The 16,789-nt window shown below is 72.8% G+C and carries 11 protein-coding genes; 7 read left to right on the top strand and 4 right to left on the bottom strand.

The features are described 5' to 3' along the window. The first annotated feature begins 289 nt into the window (after positions 1-289). From NLX94_RS00420 to NLX94_RS00400, 5 genes are all read left to right on the top strand, one after another. On the top strand, positions 290-1,828 hold the full coding sequence (locus NLX94_RS00420) for an ATP-dependent DNA ligase (RefSeq protein ID WP_254380476.1): 1,539 nt from the start codon (positions 290-292) through the stop codon (positions 1,826-1,828). A 62-nt stretch (positions 1,829-1,890) separates the two neighbouring features. Then, positions 1,891-2,568: a helix-turn-helix domain-containing protein gene (locus tag NLX94_RS00415; RefSeq protein WP_254380475.1), complete on the top strand. Its 678-nt coding sequence runs from the start codon at positions 1,891-1,893 to the stop codon at positions 2,566-2,568. A gap of 17 nt (positions 2,569-2,585) precedes the next feature. After that, complete coding sequence (locus tag NLX94_RS00410; protein ID WP_254380474.1) at positions 2,586-2,723, top strand: DUF6126 family protein; 138 nt, start codon at positions 2,586-2,588, stop codon at positions 2,721-2,723. A 93-nt stretch (positions 2,724-2,816) separates the two neighbouring features. Beyond that, on the top strand, positions 2,817-3,899 hold the full coding sequence (locus NLX94_RS00405; protein ID WP_254380472.1) for a dihydrodipicolinate reductase: 1,083 nt from the start codon (positions 2,817-2,819) through the stop codon (positions 3,897-3,899). Continuing rightward, on the top strand, positions 3,896-4,375 hold the full coding sequence (locus tag NLX94_RS00400; protein ID WP_254380470.1) for a carboxymuconolactone decarboxylase family protein: 480 nt from the start codon (positions 3,896-3,898) through the stop codon (positions 4,373-4,375). The genes NLX94_RS00405 and NLX94_RS00400 overlap by 4 nt, the downstream gene beginning before the upstream one ends. An 82-nt stretch (positions 4,376-4,457) precedes the next feature. On the opposite strand, the gene NLX94_RS00395 is transcribed toward NLX94_RS00400, so the two are convergent. Further along, positions 4,458-6,113: a GMC oxidoreductase gene (locus NLX94_RS00395; protein ID WP_254380468.1), complete on the bottom strand. Its 1,656-nt coding sequence runs from the start codon at positions 6,111-6,113 to the stop codon at positions 4,458-4,460. Positions 6,114-6,563: 450 nt separating this feature from the next. Continuing rightward, the gene (locus tag NLX94_RS00390) at positions 6,564-7,220 is read right to left on the bottom strand and encodes a DUF6629 family protein (protein WP_254380467.1); all 657 of its coding nucleotides are present in this window, start codon (positions 7,218-7,220) and stop codon (positions 6,564-6,566) included. 137 nt (positions 7,221-7,357) lie between these two features. On the opposite strand from NLX94_RS00390, the gene NLX94_RS00385 reads away from it, so the two are divergent. Then, positions 7,358-9,424: a glycosyl hydrolase family 28-related protein gene (locus tag NLX94_RS00385; RefSeq protein ID WP_254380465.1), complete on the top strand. Its 2,067-nt coding sequence runs from the start codon at positions 7,358-7,360 to the stop codon at positions 9,422-9,424. 11 nt (positions 9,425-9,435) lie between these two features. Here NLX94_RS00385 and NLX94_RS00380 read toward each other — a convergent pair whose 3' ends face one another. Continuing rightward, positions 9,436-10,923 carry an MFS transporter gene (locus NLX94_RS00380; RefSeq protein WP_254380463.1) on the bottom strand — a complete coding sequence of 496 codons (1,488 nt, stop codon included), beginning with the start codon at positions 10,921-10,923 and terminating at the stop codon, positions 9,436-9,438. 162 nt (positions 10,924-11,085) lie between these two features. On the opposite strand from NLX94_RS00380, the gene NLX94_RS00375 reads away from it, so the two are divergent. Continuing rightward, the gene (locus NLX94_RS00375) at positions 11,086-14,679 is read left to right on the top strand and encodes a S8 family serine peptidase (protein ID WP_254380461.1); all 3,594 of its coding nucleotides are present in this window, start codon (positions 11,086-11,088) and stop codon (positions 14,677-14,679) included. A 64-nt stretch (positions 14,680-14,743) separates the two neighbouring features. Here the strand turns inward: NLX94_RS00375 and NLX94_RS00370 are convergent, their stop codons facing one another. Next, positions 14,744-16,588, bottom strand: coding sequence for a serine/threonine-protein kinase (locus NLX94_RS00370; protein WP_254380460.1), 1,845 nt, complete (start codon positions 16,586-16,588; stop codon positions 14,744-14,746). Positions 16,589-16,789 lie beyond the last annotated feature (201 nt).

The raw sequence follows: 16,789 nt of genomic DNA, 5'->3' as shown, positions 1-16,789 counted from the left end.
CCTCAGGGAGTACGCGGGCCGCGGTGTGTACCGCGGCTGCGGTATGCGGGGGCGGTCTCCGGCCGCGGTGGCCGGAACCCGGGCCGGCCCGGGGGCTCTGGGGCGCGGCGTGCGATCCGCGCCGCGGGTGCTGCCCTGCGGGGCTGGTCCCCTACCCGCCCTTCCACCGTTCCCCGGGCGCTGCCCGGACCCCCCTGGGGCTCCGCCCCAGACCCCGGTCCTCAAACGCCGGACGGGCTGGAGGGGGTGCCGGGCTGCGGTGCCGGGTGGGCGGCGGGAGGATGGGCGCATGTTGCTGGCCGAGGTCGCGCGGGTGTCGCGGGAGGTGGGGGAGACCTCCGCGCGGTCCGGGAAGGTTGCTCTGCTCGCGGAGCTGTTCGCCGCCGCGCCCGCCGGGGAGGCTGCGGTGGTGGTCTCCTACCTCGCCGGGAGGCTTCCGCAAGGGCGTCCCGGGATCGGCTGGCGTGCGCTGTCGCAGGAGACGCCGCCGGCCGCCGGGCCGAGCCTGACCGTGACCGCCGTCGACGAGGCCGTGACCCGGTTCGCCGCAGTGTCCGGAGCCGGGGCCCAGGCAGAACGCCGGCGGATCCTGGACGCCCTGCTCGGCGCCGCCACCGAGGAGGAGCAGCGGTTCCTGCGCGGGCTGCTCGGCGGGGAGGTGCGCCAGGGCGCGCTCGACGCCGTGGCGCTGGAGGGGGTGGCCGCCGCGGCAGGCGTGCCCGCCGCCGCCCTGCGCCGGGCCGCGATGCTCGACGGCTCCCTGCCCCGGGTGGCGGCGGCCGTGCTCGCCGACGGGGCGGCGGCCCTGCGCGGGGTCACCCTGCGCGTGGGGCAGCCCGTACAGCCGATGCTGGCGAACACCGCCAAGTCGGTGGCCGAGGCCCTGGCCGTCCTCGGGCCGTGCGCGGTGGAGGAGAAGCTCGACGGGATCCGGGTGCAGGTGCACCGCGAGGGGGACGACGTACGGGTGTACACGCGCTCCCTCGACGAGATCACCGGCCGGCTGCCGGAGGTGGCCGAGCTGGCCCGGTCCTTTCCGGGGGACCGCTTCATCCTCGACGGGGAGGTCATCGGACGGTCCGCGGCCGACGGGCGGCCGGTCCCCTTCCAGGAGGTGGCGAGCCGGGTCGGCTCCCGCGCCGATGTTGAGGCCGCCCGGCGGACCCTGCCGGTCGTCCCCTATTTCTTCGACGTACTGGTGGCGGGGGACCGCGTGCTCCTCGACCTGCCGGTGCGCGAACGGTACGCGGCCCTCACCGAGCTGGTGCCCGAGGAGTTCCGGGTCGGCCGGCTGGTGGTCGAGGACCCGGCCGCGCAGGCGGCCGAGGCGGAGGAGTTCTGGACGCGGACGCTTCGCCGGGGGCACGAGGGCGTGATGGTCAAGGCCCTCGACTCTGCCTACGCGGCCGGCCGGCGCGGCAAACACTGGCTCAAGGTGAAACCGGTGCACACCCTGGACCTGGTCGTGCTCGCCGTGGAGCGGGGCCACGGCCGCCGCACCGGCCTGCTGTCCAATCTGCACCTCGGCGCCCGGACCGCCGACGGCGGCTACGCAATGCTCGGCAAGACCTTCAAGGGGCTCACCGACGAGATGTTGCGCTGGCAGACCGAGCGGCTCGGCGGGCTCGCGGTCGAGGACGACGGCCACACCGTGCGGGTGCGCCCCGAGCTGGTGGTGGAGATCGCCTACGACGGCCTGCAGCGCTCCCCGCGCTACCCGGCCGGGGTCGCCCTGCGCTTCGCGCGGGTCCTGCGCCACCGCCCCGACAAGCGGGCGCAGGACGCGGACACGGTGGAGACGGTGCTCGGCGGTCCCACCGATCCATGAGGTGATTTACCTCAGAGGCAAGGAGGTTTGCCAGGGAGGTAAGGATCTGGCTCAATCGGGGCATGACAACCGGTCCTGCCCCCGGCGACATCGCCCCCGGAGAAGTCCCCGGCGACCCCGTGCCCGGCGACCCCGCCCCCGATGCCGAGCTGCCCACCGTGGCCCCGCAGCTGCGCGATCTGCGCCGCCGGGCCGGACTCACCCTGGAGGCCGCCGCCGCCCGGGCCCGGCTCTCGCCGGCGCACCTGTCGCGACTGGAGACCGGCCGCCGCCAGCCCTCGCTGCCGCTGCTGCTCGGGCTCGCCCGCACCTACGGTACGACGGTCTCGGAGCTGCTGGGGGAGACCCCGGCCGTAGCCGATCCCATCGTACGGGCCGGCGGTCCGGGCGCCCGCGAGGCGGACGGCTGGACGTACTGGCAGGCCGGCGGCTCCGGCCGCGGCATGCAGGCGCTGCGCGTGCACGTCCACGGCCGCAGCCAGGGCGAGCTGGTCCGCGTACATCCCGGGGAGGAGTGGCTGTACGTGCTGCAGGGGCGGCTGCGGCTGCACCTCGGGGAGACGGAGTACCTGCTGGAGCCAGGGGACAGCGCCCACTTCGACTCGCTCACCGCGCACCGCATCGGCGCGGCCTCGGCCGCCGGGGCGGAGCTGCTCTTCGTCCACACCCTGCTGCAGAGCAGCCTCGCGGGCCTGTGCCTGGGCGGCGGCGCCGGCACGACGACCACCCACCACCGATAGGCGAGGAGCCGTACGGCATGCCCGAAACGCAGCAGAAGCAGCAGTCCAAGTTCCCGCGCGGCCTGATCATCCGGCTCATCGCCTACCTGTTCGTGGGCCACCTCTTCGCCTTCTTCGTCTACCTGCTCTTCGTGCTGGGCGCGGAGAACCAGTGACGCGGAAGCGGCGACTGCAAAACCAGTGACAGCGGGCCGGAATTTCCGTACACGGCTCTAGGAACCTACAGGTCCTGAAGCTACCCTCCGCGCATGATTTCCACGGTTGTCTGGGGTACCGGCAACGTCGGCCGTTTGGCCATCCGTGCCGTAGAGGCCCATCCGGCGCTGAAGTTGGCCGCCGTCATCGTCCACAATCCAGAAAAGGTCGGCCGCGACGCCGGTGAACTCGGCGAACTCGACTACGAGACGGGCGTCGCCGCCACCGACGACATCGAGGCGGTCCTCGCGGCCCGTCCGCAGGCGGTCGTCTACGCGGCGTCCGGCGACATCCGCCCCGACGACGCGCTCGCCGACATCACCCGGGCGATCCGCTCCGGGGCCGTCGTCGTGAGCCCCGCCCTCTATCCGCTCTACGACTACCGCAACGCCCCGCCGGAGTTCCTCGATCCGGTGACCGCCGCGGTCGCGGAGGGCGGCGGTTCGCTCTTCGCCTCCGGCGTCGACCCCGGCTGGGGCAACGACGTACTCCCGCTGCTGCTCAGCGGGCTCGGCACCCGGATCGACGTGATCCGCTGCCAGGAGATCTTCGACTACACCACCTACGACCAGCAGGACTCCGTCCGCTACATCATCGGCATGGGCCAGCCCATGGACTACGAGCCGATGATGATCATGCCGTCCATCCCGACCATGGTGTGGGGCGGGCAGATACGGATGATGGCCCGCGCGCTGGGCGTCGAACTCGACGACATCCGCGAGACCGTGGAGCGCCGCGCCCTCGACACCACCGTCACCACGCGCACCATGGGGGAGTTCGAGGGCGGCACCCAGGGAGCCATCCGCTTCGAGGTGCAGGGGATCGTCGAGGGCGAACCCCGCATCGTCATCGAGCACGTCACCCGCATCCACGCCTCCTGCGCCCCCGACTGGCCGACCCCGCCCGACGGCGGCGACGGCGCCCACCGGGTGATCATCGAGGGCCGCCCGCACATCGAGGTCACCATCGAGGCCACCGACGAGGGCGAGAACCGCTCCGCCGGCGGCAACGCCACCGCGGTCGGACGCCTCGTAGGGGCCATCGACTGGCTGGTGGAGGCCGAACCGGGGCTCTACGACGCCCTGGACGTCCCGCTGCGCCCCGCCGTCGGCAAACTCGGAAGGAAACTGTCATGAGGATCGACATCCCCGAAGGCCAGCACCCCATCGAGTACGTGTGGGGCGACCTGGTGCCCGGCATCGGGATGGCCGCCGCCAACTTCTCCCTGTCGGTGTACGCCCACACCACCCTGGGACTGCGGGAGTTCGAGGCGGCACGGCTGCGCGTCGCGCAGATCAACGGCTGCATCTTCTGCCTGGACTGGCGCACCGACCGGGACGGGGAGAAGGTCGAGGACGAGTTCCCCGAGGCCGTCACCGACTGGCGCACCACGGACCGCTTCGACGAGCGCACCCGGCTCGCGGCGGAGTACGCGGAGCGGTACTGCCTGGACCACCACGGCCTGGACGAGGAGTTCTGGGACCGGATGACGGCCCGTTACAGCCAGGTGGAGATCGTGGAGCTGACGATGAGCATCGGCTCCTGGCTGGCCTTCGGTCGGCTCAACCACGTGCTGGGCCTCGACAGCGTCTGCGTGCTGCCGGGCCACTGAGCGCGGAGTGCGTGCCGCGGGCACACGGGTCCGGGGCCGTCGGAGAATCCGACGGCCCCGGCCTTCGTGCTGTCCGCCGCCCTTACATGTCGGTGGCGATGATCTTCTCGATGTTGCGCTCGGCGAGCGCCGTGATCGTGACGAACGGGTTGACGCTGGTGTTGCCGGGGATCAGCGCCCCGTCGATGACGTACAGGCCGGTGTAGCCGTGCAGACGGCCGTAGTTGTCGGTGGCCTTGCCCAGGACCGCGCCGCCGAGGGGGTGGTAGGTGAGGTGGTCGCCCCAGATCTTGTTGGTGCCGAAGAGGTCGGTCCGGTAGATCGTCCCCTCCTTCGAGTTGATCTTGTCGAAGATGGTCTTGGCCATGGCGATGGACGGCGCCTTCCAGGCCGTCTGCCAGTTCAGCTCGACCCCGCCCGTCGAGGCGTTGTACGTGAACTCCGCGCGGTTCGGGTTCTTCGTGATCGACAGGTAGAACGAGGCGTACGTCTCGATGCCGGTCGGCAGCGGCGCCACCTCGGCGAAGGCGCCGCCCGCGTCCCAGTTGTCGATGCCGCCGCAGGGGATGGAGGCCTGCACCTTGCCGGTCGCGTCCCACATGTGGTTGGCGCGGCCGCACATGACGTTGCCGTTGTCGCCCCAGCCCTTGCCGACCTCGTTGTTGAGGTTGGGCAGGGCGCCGGTGGCCTTCAGGCGGACGAGCAGCTTGCTGGTGCCGACGCTGCCGGCCGCGAAGAACACCTTGTCCGCGACGACCGTCTTGGTGCCGACGGTGTCGCCGGTGGTGTTGATCTGGTCGATGACGACCGTGTACCCGCCGCCGGAGGCGGGGGAGACGGAGGTGACCTTGTGCAGGGGCGAGATGGTGACCTTGCCGGTGGCCTTGGCCTGGGCGATGTAGGTCTGCTGGAGGGACTTCTTGCCGGCGTTGTTGCCGTAGAGGATCTCGCCGGCGACGGCGGACTTGGGGACGGTCCCGGCCGCCTCCTGCTTCATGTAGTCCCAGTCGTAGACGTCCGGGACGAACACGAAGGGGAACCCGGCGCGCTGGGCGTGCTTGCGGCCGACGCGGGAGAACTGGTAACAGTCGACCGTCTCGAACCAGGCCGGGTCGATCAGGCTGACACCGAGACCCGCGTTGGCGCGCGGGTAGTAGGTGTCGTACATCTCGTCCGCGTTCACGGTCGGCAGGACGCTGCTGAAGTTCGAGCGCTTCGGGGTGACCGCCATGCCGCCGTTGACCAGCGAGCCGCCGCCGACGCCGCGGCCCTGGTAGACGATGATCCCGCCCATCTCCTCGGCGTCGAGGATGCCGGTGTAGCGCGGGACCGCCTTGTCGATGGGGAAGCCCAGGAAGTTGCTCAGCGGCGCCTTGGTCTTGGTCCGGAGCCAGTAGGCGCGGTAGTCCGGGGTGGTCGTGTTGCAGAAGATCTTGCCGTCCGAGCCCGGGGTGTCCCAGGCCATGCCCATTTCGATCATGTGGACGTCGACACCGGCCTGGGCGAGCCGCAGGGCGGCGACGGAGCCGCCGTACCCGGTACCGATCACGAGGGCCGGTACGTGCGCTCCGTTGTCGATCGGGCCGGCGGCGGCCGCGCCGGCCGTGGCGGCCTGGGCCTGGGACGGGGCGATCTGACCGGCAAGGGCCATTGCGCCCAGGATGGAACCCGTTCTACCGAGAAATCCTCGGCGGGAGACGCCGTTCTGGTTCGTTTTGTGCAGGCCTTTGTCGCTCATGTGAGCTTCCTCACTCTAGGCGGAATGAGAACGAGTTCTACTGCCGAGTGCTTGCGAAGTCACTAGATACGTCAAGGCCTCTTTCGTCGGCGGCGGCTGCGAACATGGTCAACTCGCCCCTGGTGAGAGGGGGTTGAAGGTCCCATCGGACGCTGGGAACGACGACCCGCTGTGGATGGCCGGTGATCCCGGAGTGACCGGAACGCCCCGGCGGACCCGGCTCGCGGCTGGGGTGCGTTCGGTCGAATCCACCACGTCAGAAGTCGAACGCGGGGCGGGAGGCCGCGCCGCGCCGGGGCGCCGGGGATCTTGCCGCACCCAGCCACTCCGCCATGGCTGCATCCCGCGGGCGCCGCGGCCGAAAAGCGGCAAACCGCAAGGTGGGCCCGTGATCGGATCCCGAATCTTTTTACCTTTGCCGGATGATCCTGTTCCGCGCCCGGGCCGGTGTTACAGGCTCGGCGCACCCCGTCCGGCGCCCTCGCGTACACAAGGGGAACGCGCGCGGTCGCCGGTCCAGACCAGGATCAGCGTCGAGGCGGCCGCCGCGAAGGCGCACCAGGTGGAAGCGAACTCCAGCCTCCACAGCGCGGCGCAGACGAGCGCCCCGGCCGCCAGCAGGAGGCCGAGGAGCCGCAGCCGGCGGTCCCCCGAGAGGAGCAGGGCGCCGAGCGTGGCGAACAGGTAGCCCGCGAGGACCAGCGGCATCCAGGGGACGTTCACCGCGTACCCGAGGGTGTGGCCCCGCATCTCGGCGCTCACCGGGCGGGTCGCCAGGCAGTACGCGAGGTACACGCCGGTGGCGACTCCGGCCGCGGCCGGCAGTCGCAGTCGGGGCCTGACCTCGGGTGCGGCGGCGAGGAGCGCCCCGAGCGGCACCCATACGGGCAGCAGCGGGAGGGCGGTCACCGCCCAGGCGGTGGTGGCCGGACCGCATCCGCCGCCGGCGCGCCAGACGGCGGCTTCGGTCAGCTGGTGCACGCCCAGGATCAGCGGGAGCGCCGCGACGGGCAGGTCCCGGGCGCGCCGGGTCCGGGCCAGGCAGGCGATCCCGACGGCGGTGATGACCGTGCCCGCCGCCAGATCGGCCGTCGCGCTCCAGCACATGGGGCCTCCCCGTCCCACGGTAGGACGGGGGCGCAGACGTCTGCCACACCACGGATCAATGGAAAAACTCGACAGGATGGAGAAGAATCCTGCACGACCCTTGCTGTGTTTGTGTGCGGAGTCCTACTGTCCGGGCCATGCCCCCAAGAAGAGCCGCACGCCGGGCCGCAGCCGCAGCCGCCGGCCCAGCGAGCAGAAGAGCCGTCCCCGCACGAGCCGTCCCCGCACGGGCCGCCGCCGTCCTGGCGGCGCTCACCGCGTCCGCCCTCGGCTTCGGCGCCCTGAGCGCCGGCGCGGCCGAGGCCCGGCCCGCCGCCCCGGGCCCCGCGGCGCCCGCGGCCGTCACCCGCGCCGCCCTCGACCCCGCACTGGCCGAGGGTCGCGGCGCCCGGGTGGACTTCGCCGAGCAGGAGGCGGAGAACGCCACCACCACCGGCACGCTCATCGGCCCCGACCGCACCGCCTACTCGCTGCCCTCCGAGGCCTCCGGCCGCAAGGCGGTGAAGCTGACGCCGGGCCAGTACGTGGAGTTCACCCTGCCCGCGGCGGCCGATGCCGTCACCGTCCGCTACAGCCTCCCCGACGCCCCGGGCGGCGGCGGGATCACCGCCCCGCTCGACGTCACCGTCAACGGCAAGAACCGCCGCTCCATGACGCTGACCTCGCAGTACTCCTGGCTGTACAACCAGTACCCCTTCACCAACGACCCCCAGGCAGACCTCCTGCACCCCGACTGGTGGATCACCGAGTGCGGCTGCGTCCCGGCCGCCACCACCCCGGCCCCGGTCATCACCAAGCCCTTCCGGCCCACCCACATGTACGACGAGCAGCGCCTGCTCCTGGGCCGCACCCACCGGGCGGGCGACACCGTCCGGCTCACCGTCCCGGCCGGCAGCCCGGCCGCCTGGACGGTGATCGACCTGCTCGACTCGCAGCGCGTCGGCGCCCCGCACGTGGAGGCGGCCGCCGCCAACGCGCTCCTCTTCGGCGCCGATCCGACGGGCCGCCGGGACTCCGCCGACGCCATCGACCGGGCCATCGCCTTCGCCAAGCGCCACCGGCTCCCGGTCTACCTGCCGCCGGGCACCTACCAGGTCAACCGCCACATCATCGTGGACGGAGTCACCATCACCGGCGCGGGCAGCTGGTACACCACCGTCAAGGGCAAGGGGGTCGGCTTCTACGGCAAGGAGGCCGCGGACGGCGGCAGCCGGGACGTCCACCTCTCCCGCTTCGCCATCGAGGGAGACGTCCGCGAACGCGTGGACACCGACCAGGTCAACGGGGTCGGCGGCGCGATGAGCGACTCCACCATCGACTCCCTCTACATCCACCACACCAAGGTCGGCCTCTGGTTCGACGGCCCGATGAGCAACGTGAAGGTCACCCGCAACGTCATCACCGACCAGATCGCCGACGGTCTGAACTTCCACACCGGGGTGACCGACTCCCTCGTCCAGGACAACTTCGTCCGCAACACCGGCGACGACGGCCTCGCCATGTGGGCGGAGAAGACCACGAACGCCCGCAACACCTTCGACCACAACACCGTGCAGAGCCCCACCCTGGCCAACGGCATCGCGATCTACGGAGGCGCCGACACCACCGTCAGCTCCAACCTCGTCGCCGACCCGGTCCGCGAGGGCAGCGCCCTGCACGTCGGCTCCCGCTTCGGAGCCGAACCCTTCACCGGCGGCCTGCGGATCGACGGCAACACCACCGTGCGCGCCGGAACGTACGAGCTGAACTGGAACATCGGGCTCGGCGCGATCTGGTTCTACGCCCTGGACCGCAGCATCGACCAGGCAGACATCCAGGTCACCGGCAACTCCTTCCTGGACAGCACCTACAACGCGATCATGCTGGTCAGCGACTGGCCGGTGAAGGACAAGGTCCGCATCGAGAACGTCCACTTCAAGGACGTCCGGGTCGACGGCACGGGCACCTCCGTGGTCAGCGCCCGGGTGGCCGGCTCGGCGAGCTTCGAGAACGTCGACGCCCGGAACGTCGGGGCCGTCGGCGTCAACAACTGCGGCTCCTTCAACTTCCCCGCCACCGGATCGGAGTTCACCCTCGTCGACCGCGGAGGGAACGACGGCGGCGGTACGACCGGCCCGTGGTTCGCCGGCTGGGAACTGCCCAACACCATCACCTGCGACGACCGTCCGCCGGTGGTGCCGCCGCCGGCGCCGAGCCGCTGGTAGGCATCGGTTGATCACCGCTCCGCCGCTCCCGGAGGTTCGAGCGGCGGAGCGGTCACCGCGCAGTTCGTACGGCACTGCGGATGACAGGCCCCGGTCACGGGGGAGCGTACGGTGGCCCAGGCCAGGGCGGCCCCGGCCACCAGCACCCCCGCGCACCAGAGCATCGCCCGCCCGAAGGCCGCGTCGAAGGCCCCGGCCGAGAGGTACGCGTCCGGTCCCATCCCGGCCAGCAGCGGCAGCGCGGCCACCGCGAGGAGCCCGGCGGCGCGCGCGGCCGCGTTGTTGATGCCGCTGGCCAGGCCCGCCCGGCCGGGGTCCACCGAGGACAGGACGGTCGCCGTCAGCGGAGCCACCAGGGCCGCCATGCCCAGGCCCATCACGAGCAGTGCCGGCAGCACGTCCCGTACGTAGGAGGCCTGCGGGCCCACCCGCAGCATCAGCAGCATCCCCGCCGCGCACAGCAGCGGCCCCGCGGTCAGCGGGATCCGCGGGCCGATCCGCTCCCCGAGCTGCGCCGACCGGGCCGACAGGAGCAGCATCAGGGCCGTGGTGGGCAGCAGGGCGGCCCCGGCGCCGAGGGCGGAGTACCCGGACACCACCTGGAGCTGGAGCACGACGAGGAAGAAGAAGCCGCCGAAGGCCGCGTACACGCACAGGGTGACCAGGTTGACGGCGGTGAACTGGCGCGAGGAGAAGATGTCCGGCGGCACCATCGGATCGGTCCGCCGCCGCTCGACCGCCACGAAGACCCCGGCCAGCAGCACACCGCCCACGGCGGCGCCCGCCACGAGCGCGGTGCCCGACCGGGCCTCGATGAGCGCGTAGGTCAGCAGTGCGAGCGAGGCCGCGCCGAGGACCGCCCCGGCCACGTCGAACCGCCCGTGCGCCGCCGGATCCCGCGATTCCGGTACGTGCCGCAGCGCGACCGGCACGCAGAGCGCGGCCACCGGCACGTTCAGCAGGAACACCCAGCGCCAGCCCGGCCCGTCCACCAGCCAGCCGCCCAGGAACGGCCCCACGGCGGCGCCCACCCCGCCGAACCCCGACCACAGGCCCACCGCGCGGGCCCGGTCGTCGGGGTGGACCGAGCCCTGGATCAGCGCGAGGGAACCGGGCGTCAGCAGCGCCCCGCCGATGCCCTGCAGGGCGCGGGCCGCGATGAGCACCCCGGCGTTCGGCGCGATCCCGCACAGCAGGGAGCCGACCGCGAACCACACCACCCCGAGCACGAAGATCCGGCGCCGCCCGAACCGGTCGCCGAGGGCTCCGCCGACCAGGATCAGGCCCGCGAGGGTCAGCAGATAGGCGTTGACCGTCCACTGGAGCACCGCCAGATCGGCGCCGAGGTCCCGGCCGATGGCGGGGAGGGCCACATTGACCACGGTCGAGTCGAGCAGCGCCATGGCGGACCCGAGCACGGTGGTCAGCACGATCCACCGGCCCTGCGCGGTCCCCAGCCGCACCCCGGGGGAGTTCGGCGGGGAGAGCGGATCCGTCATCCCCCCAGGCTGGCCCGCACGGCCGGGAACAGCCACCCGGCGGCGGCGGTACGGCTCAATAGGCCCTCTTGTACGGTGCATGACATCTCCCGCACCATGGCCCGCGCACGTCACGCACACCCTTTCCGCACGACCTGCACACGGCGTACGAGGAGACCACACGTGGCACAACGCGACAGCCGAGGCACCGCACCAGCACGCACACGCTCGCGATTACGACCCGTACGGGCCGCACTGACCGCCTTCGCGGCGGCCCTGCTCCTGCCCGTCGGCGCGGGGGTCGCCGCCGCCGCACCGGAACCCGGGCCCACCCCCGGCGCGGCCGAGCGCAAGATCGAGCCGAGTCTGCGGGCCCAGCTCGACGATTCGGCCAAGGCCGTCTTCTGGGTCTACCTCGACAGCGCCGCCGACCTCACCGCCGCGGCCGGGCAGCAGAGCCGGACCGCCAAGGCCGAAACGGTCCTGCGGCTGAAGAAGGACCATGCCGAGCGCAGCCAGACCGAGGTGATCAAAGCCCTCGACGGCGCGAAGGCCGAGTACACCTCGTACTGGATCGTGAACGCGGTCCGCGTCGTCGGCACCGAGAAGCTCGCCGGGGCCCTGGCCCAGCGCCCCGAGGTCTCCCGGATCGACGCCGACGACAAGGTGGACCTGCCGAAGCCCGCGGAAGGCACGCGCGAGAAGGCCGTGGCCGACGCCGTCGAGTGGAACATCGACCGGATCAAGGCGCCGCAGGTCTGGGACCAGCTCGGCGTGCGCGGCGAGGGCATCGTCGTCGCCAACATCGACAGCGGCGTGGACCACACCCACCCGGCCGTGGCCAACCAGTACCGCGGCAGGGCCGCCGACGGGACCTACGACCACAACTACAACTGGTTCGACCCGGCCGGGGTCTGCTCCACCGCGGCCCCCTGCGACAACAACGACCACGGCACCCACACCATGGGCACCATGGTCGGCGACGACGGAGGCGCCAACAGGATCGGCGTCGCCCCGGGCGCGAAGTGGATCGCCGCCAAGGGCTGCGAGACCACCTCCTGCTCCGAGGCCTCCCTGCTCGCCGCCGGCCAGTGGATCGTCGCCCCGACCGACCTGAACGGCCAGAACCCGCGACCCGACCTGGCCCCGCACATCGTCAACAACTCCTGGGGCGGCCCCGGCGGGGACAGCTGGTACCAGCAGATCGTCGACACCTGGCGGGCCGCCGGCATCTTCCCGGCCTTCTCCAACGGCAACTCCGGCCCGGGCTGCACCACCAGCGGCTCGCCCGGCGACTACGCCGCCTCCTACAGCTCCGGCGCCTTCGACATCAACGGCGCGATCGCCTCGTTCTCCTCGCGCGGCGCGGGCCCCGGCGGGATCCTCAAGCCGAACATCGCGGCCCCCGGGGTGAACGTGCGCTCCTCCGTCCCCGGCGGCTACGCCTCCTTCTCCGGCACCTCCATGGCCTCGCCCCACACCGCCGCGGCCGTGGCCCTGCTCTGGTCCGCCGCGCCCGCCCTCGAAGGCGACATCGCCCAGACCTCTGCCCTGCTGGACGGCACCGCCCTGGACACCGACAGCAGCCAGTGCGGCGGCACCGCCGCCGACAACAACGTCTTCGGCGAGGGCAAGCTCGACGTCCTCGCCGCCGTCACCGCCGCCCCGCGCGGAGCCATCGGCGCGCTCGCCGGCACCGTCCGCTCCGGCGGGCAGCCCGTCGCCGGCGTGCAGATCGTCGCCGACGGCCCGATCGACCGTACGACGACCACCGCGGCCGACGGCACGTACCGCTTCACCGCCCTGTCCGTGGGCGACTACGCGCTGACCGCCTCGAAGTTCGGCTACGGACAGCAGGGCGCGACCGTGTCGGTGACCGAGAACGCCACCGCCACGGGCGACATCGACCTCGTCCAGGCGGCCTCCGGGAAGCTCACCGGCACCGTCTCCTCGCCCGCGGGCCCCGTGGCCGGCGCCGCCGTGAGCGTCGCGGACACCCCGGTGACCGCGACCACCGACGCCCAGGGCCGCTTCGAGGTCACCCTGCCGCACGGCACCTACGACGTGAACGCCACCCACTCCTCGCGCTGCCTCACCGGCGGCACGGCCAAGGTCACCCTGGCCGGGGACGCCACCGTCGCGGTGAACCTCCCCGAACGCACCGACACCTACGGCTACGCCTGCGCGGCCTCGAACGACACCCCGTACCAGCCGGGCGACCGCCAGCTCGCCCTGACCGGCGACAACACCACCGAGCGCGTCGACCTGCCCTTCCCGCTGCCGCTGTACGGAAAGACGTACGGGCAGGCCTGGATCGGCACGAACGGCACCATCAGCCTCGGCGGCAACAACACCGGCGACATCAACGGGGACATCCCGAGCGCGGCCACGCCCAACGCGGCGCTCTACCCGTTCTGGGACGACCTGGTCGTCGGCGCCGCCGGCAGCGGGTCCGGCGTCTTCACCGCGGTCACCGGCACCGCGCCGCACCGCAGTTACGTGATCGAGTGGCGCCAGGTCTCGCACTGGTCGGCCCAGTCCGACAAGTTCTCCTTCTCGGCGGCGATCGGCGAGGACGGCACCGTCCGCTACTCCTACAAGGGGACCGGCGGCACCGGCATCAAGGGCGGCTCCACCGCCACCGTCGGCGTGGAGAACGCCACCGGCACCGACGCCTACCGGTACTCCTTCAACACGCCCGTGATCACCGACGGCCTGTCCGTCTCCTTCCGCACCACCAAGAGCGGGGTCGTCGCGGGCCGGGTGCTCGACGCGAACGACGGCAACGGCGTCGCCGGAGCCACCGTGACGGTCGGCACGGGCGCCACCGCGGTCTCCGCCACCACGGCGGCCGACGGCGGATACGTGGTCCAGAGCCCCTCGGGAGCGCGCGAACTCGCGCTGACCGCAGCCCAGTACGAGCCGGTGACGGCCACCGTGGACGTCAAGGCGGCCGACGTCACCCAGGTGACCCGGTCCCTGCGCACCGGCAAGGTGACCCCGGCGAAGCAGGCGGTGGAGATCGTCCTGCCGCCCGGCCAGAAGCGGACGCGGACCCTCGACCTCGCCAACCCCGGTCTCGGTACGGCCTTCACGGCGGCCGAGGAAGCGGCCTGGCTGACGGTGACCCCGGGCTCGGGGGACCTCCCCACGGGCGGCCGGGCCTCGCTCGCCCTGGCGGTGGACACCACGGGCCTGGCCCCGGGCACCGTCCTCACGGCCGACCTGAGGATCACCTCGGCCAGCGGCCGGACCCCGGTCCTCAGCGTCCCCGTCAAGCTCGTCGTCCCGCGCTACCAGGTCGCCCTGGACGCCGGCTCCACGAGCGCGAGCACCGACTCGCTGGGCGACGGCTGGTCCCCGGACCGCAAGTACACGACGGGCTCGTACGGCTACCAGGGCAACGCCTCGTCGCCGTCCACCAGCCGTACGATCGCGGGCACGCAGGACCAGAAGCTCTTCCGCAACGCCCGTGAGGGCATGTACGAATACCGCTTCGACAACGTCCCCAACGGCACCTACACCGTGGAACTCGGCTTCGCCGAGCTCTCCTCCACGAAGCCGAACAAGCGCGTCTTCGACGTCCTGGCGGAAGGCACGCAGGTGCTGCCCTCCCTGGACATCTCCCTGGAGGCGGGCCCGTACACGGCCCTGACCCGCACCTACACGGTCACGGTCACGGACGGCACCCTGAACGTCCGCTTCGTCACCCACACCGGCTTCGGCAAACCCCTGCTGAACTCCCTCCGCGTAACGGACCGCCCCGACAAGAACTGACCCCCGGCGGCAGCACGACGGGCGGGGTGCCTGCGGGCGCCCCGCCCTTCGGCGTGCCGGGGCGTCAGTTCCGGCGGTACTGGTCCACCAGGATCGTGGCGGAGTCCTCGTCCGGGGCTGCCTCGACCAGCCTCACGATCGCGATCTCGCTCCGGTCCGGGCTGCGGACGCAGAACGGGCGGGCCTTCGCGAGTGCGGAGAGGGGCAGGGCGGCGGCCGGGCGGGTTTCGATGCCGTGGAGGCAGGCGGCCACCGTCAGCTCCCCGGAGTCGGACACGAAGGAGTCCGACTCCTCGGAGGGAACCAGGGCCTGGCCGTCGCGCGCCAGGTACCAGGCGGCCGTCTCCACGGGCGCCACCTTCCCGGCCTTCAGGTCGAACTCGTATCCGGAGTCGGGGGCGGTGAGCTCGGCCTTCGCATAGCCGGGGAGGTACGAGGCGGCCGCGTCGGGCGGGGTGGTGGGCGCGGTCGGGGCCGTGGCGGGTGCGGAGGCCGGGGGGCCGGAGGGAGCGGTCGCGGGGCCGCCGTCCGCGGGGGCGTCCAGGTAGTACACGGCTCCGGCGGTGGCCAGCAGCGCGCAGGCCGCCAGGAGGGCGGGCAGCACCGGAAGCCGGCGGCCGCGGCCGGTCCTGCCGCGACCCGGCCCGGGGGCGGACCCCGGCGCGGACCCGGATGCGGGCCCATACGCGGACCCGGGCCCAGGGATGGACTCCGGCGCGGACCCGGATGCGGGCCCGGGCGCTGGGGCGGGGTAGGGCGCGGGGGGCGGTGTCTGGGCCGGTATCGGTGTCTGGCCCGGCATGGGTGTCTGTGCCGGTCCCGGCGCCCGGGCCGGTACGGGTGTCCTGCCGCCGGGCCGGGTTCCGGGGTGCGTGCCCGGCCCGGGGGAGGGCGGGGCGGCGAGCGCCGGGCCGGGGTGTGCGGTGGCCGTCCTGGTGGCCTGGAACGGCGGCGGGGCCGGCCAGGCGGTGTCGCCCCCGACGCCGACGCCCACGCCCACGCCCACGCCCCCCAGCTCCTCCCTGACGGGCCGCGGCAGCCAGCCTTCGGTGAACTCCGGCTGCCCGCACACCAGGGGGTGCGCCCGGACCGAGGCGATCAGCTCGGCCGGCCGCGGACGCTCCTCGGGCTGCTTCGCCAGGCACCACGAGACGAGGCCGTACAGCTCGTGGGGCACCTGAGTGAGGTCGGGATGCTCGTGGACGACCCGGTACAGGGCGCTGGACTCGGGCCCGTTCCCGAAGGGTGCGATCCCGCACGCGACGTACGCGGCCAGCGTCCCCAGCGCGAAGACGTCGGTGGCCGGCGTCGCCGGACGGCCGAGCGCCTGCTCCGGCGCCATGAACGCCGCCGTGCCGATCCGCAGCCCCGTACCGGTGAGCGCGGAGGCGTCGGCCGCCCGCGCGATGCCGAAGTCGATCACCCGGGGGCCGTCCTCCGCGAGCAGGACGTTGGCCGGCTTCAGGTCGCGGTGGACCACGCCCGCCCCGTGGATGGCCTGGAGCGCCTCCGCTATGCCCGCGAGGAGCAGCAGCACCGTGCGGGCCGGGAGCGGCCCGTGCCGCCGTACGGCCTCGTGGAGCGAGGGGCCGGACACGTACGCGGTGGCGAGCCACGGTGTGGGGTCCTCGACCCCGGAGTCGATCACCTGGGCCGTGAAGAGGCCGTGGATCCGCTGCGCGCTGGCCACCTCCTGGGCGAACCGCCGCCGGAACTCGGGATCGGAGGCGAGCTCCCGGCGGACGGCCTTCAGCGCGATGGGGCGGCCGCCGGGCGTATGGGCCAGGTAGACCACGCCCATGCCGCCGGAGCCGAGCCGGGCGTGCAGGCGGTAGCCGCCGATCTCGTGCGGATCGTCTGCGGACAGTGCCGTACGGGCCGGCTGTGCGCCGGAATGCTGCTCGGACATGCGGTGGCTCTTTCAACGATGCGAGGCGAGATGCGGCAGGGGCCTGCGCGCATCGTGCCATGAATTGACTGAATTTTCAGTCAGTGCCAGAGTGGGCGACACGTGCCCGCACCGCCCGCCCGGCGTGACGGCCCTTCGCGGACGGAGGGCGCACCCTTGTCACAGGGGCCCGGGACGGTCGGCCCGTGCCGTGCCTCCCGC

Origin of the sequence: Streptomyces sp. TBY4 (assembly GCF_024213195.1) — a bacterium.
GTDB lineage: Bacteria > Actinomycetota > Actinomycetes > Streptomycetales > Streptomycetaceae > Streptomyces.
The sequence above is the reverse complement of the archived record's forward strand: the minus strand, read 5'-3'. Positions and strand labels throughout refer to the sequence as shown.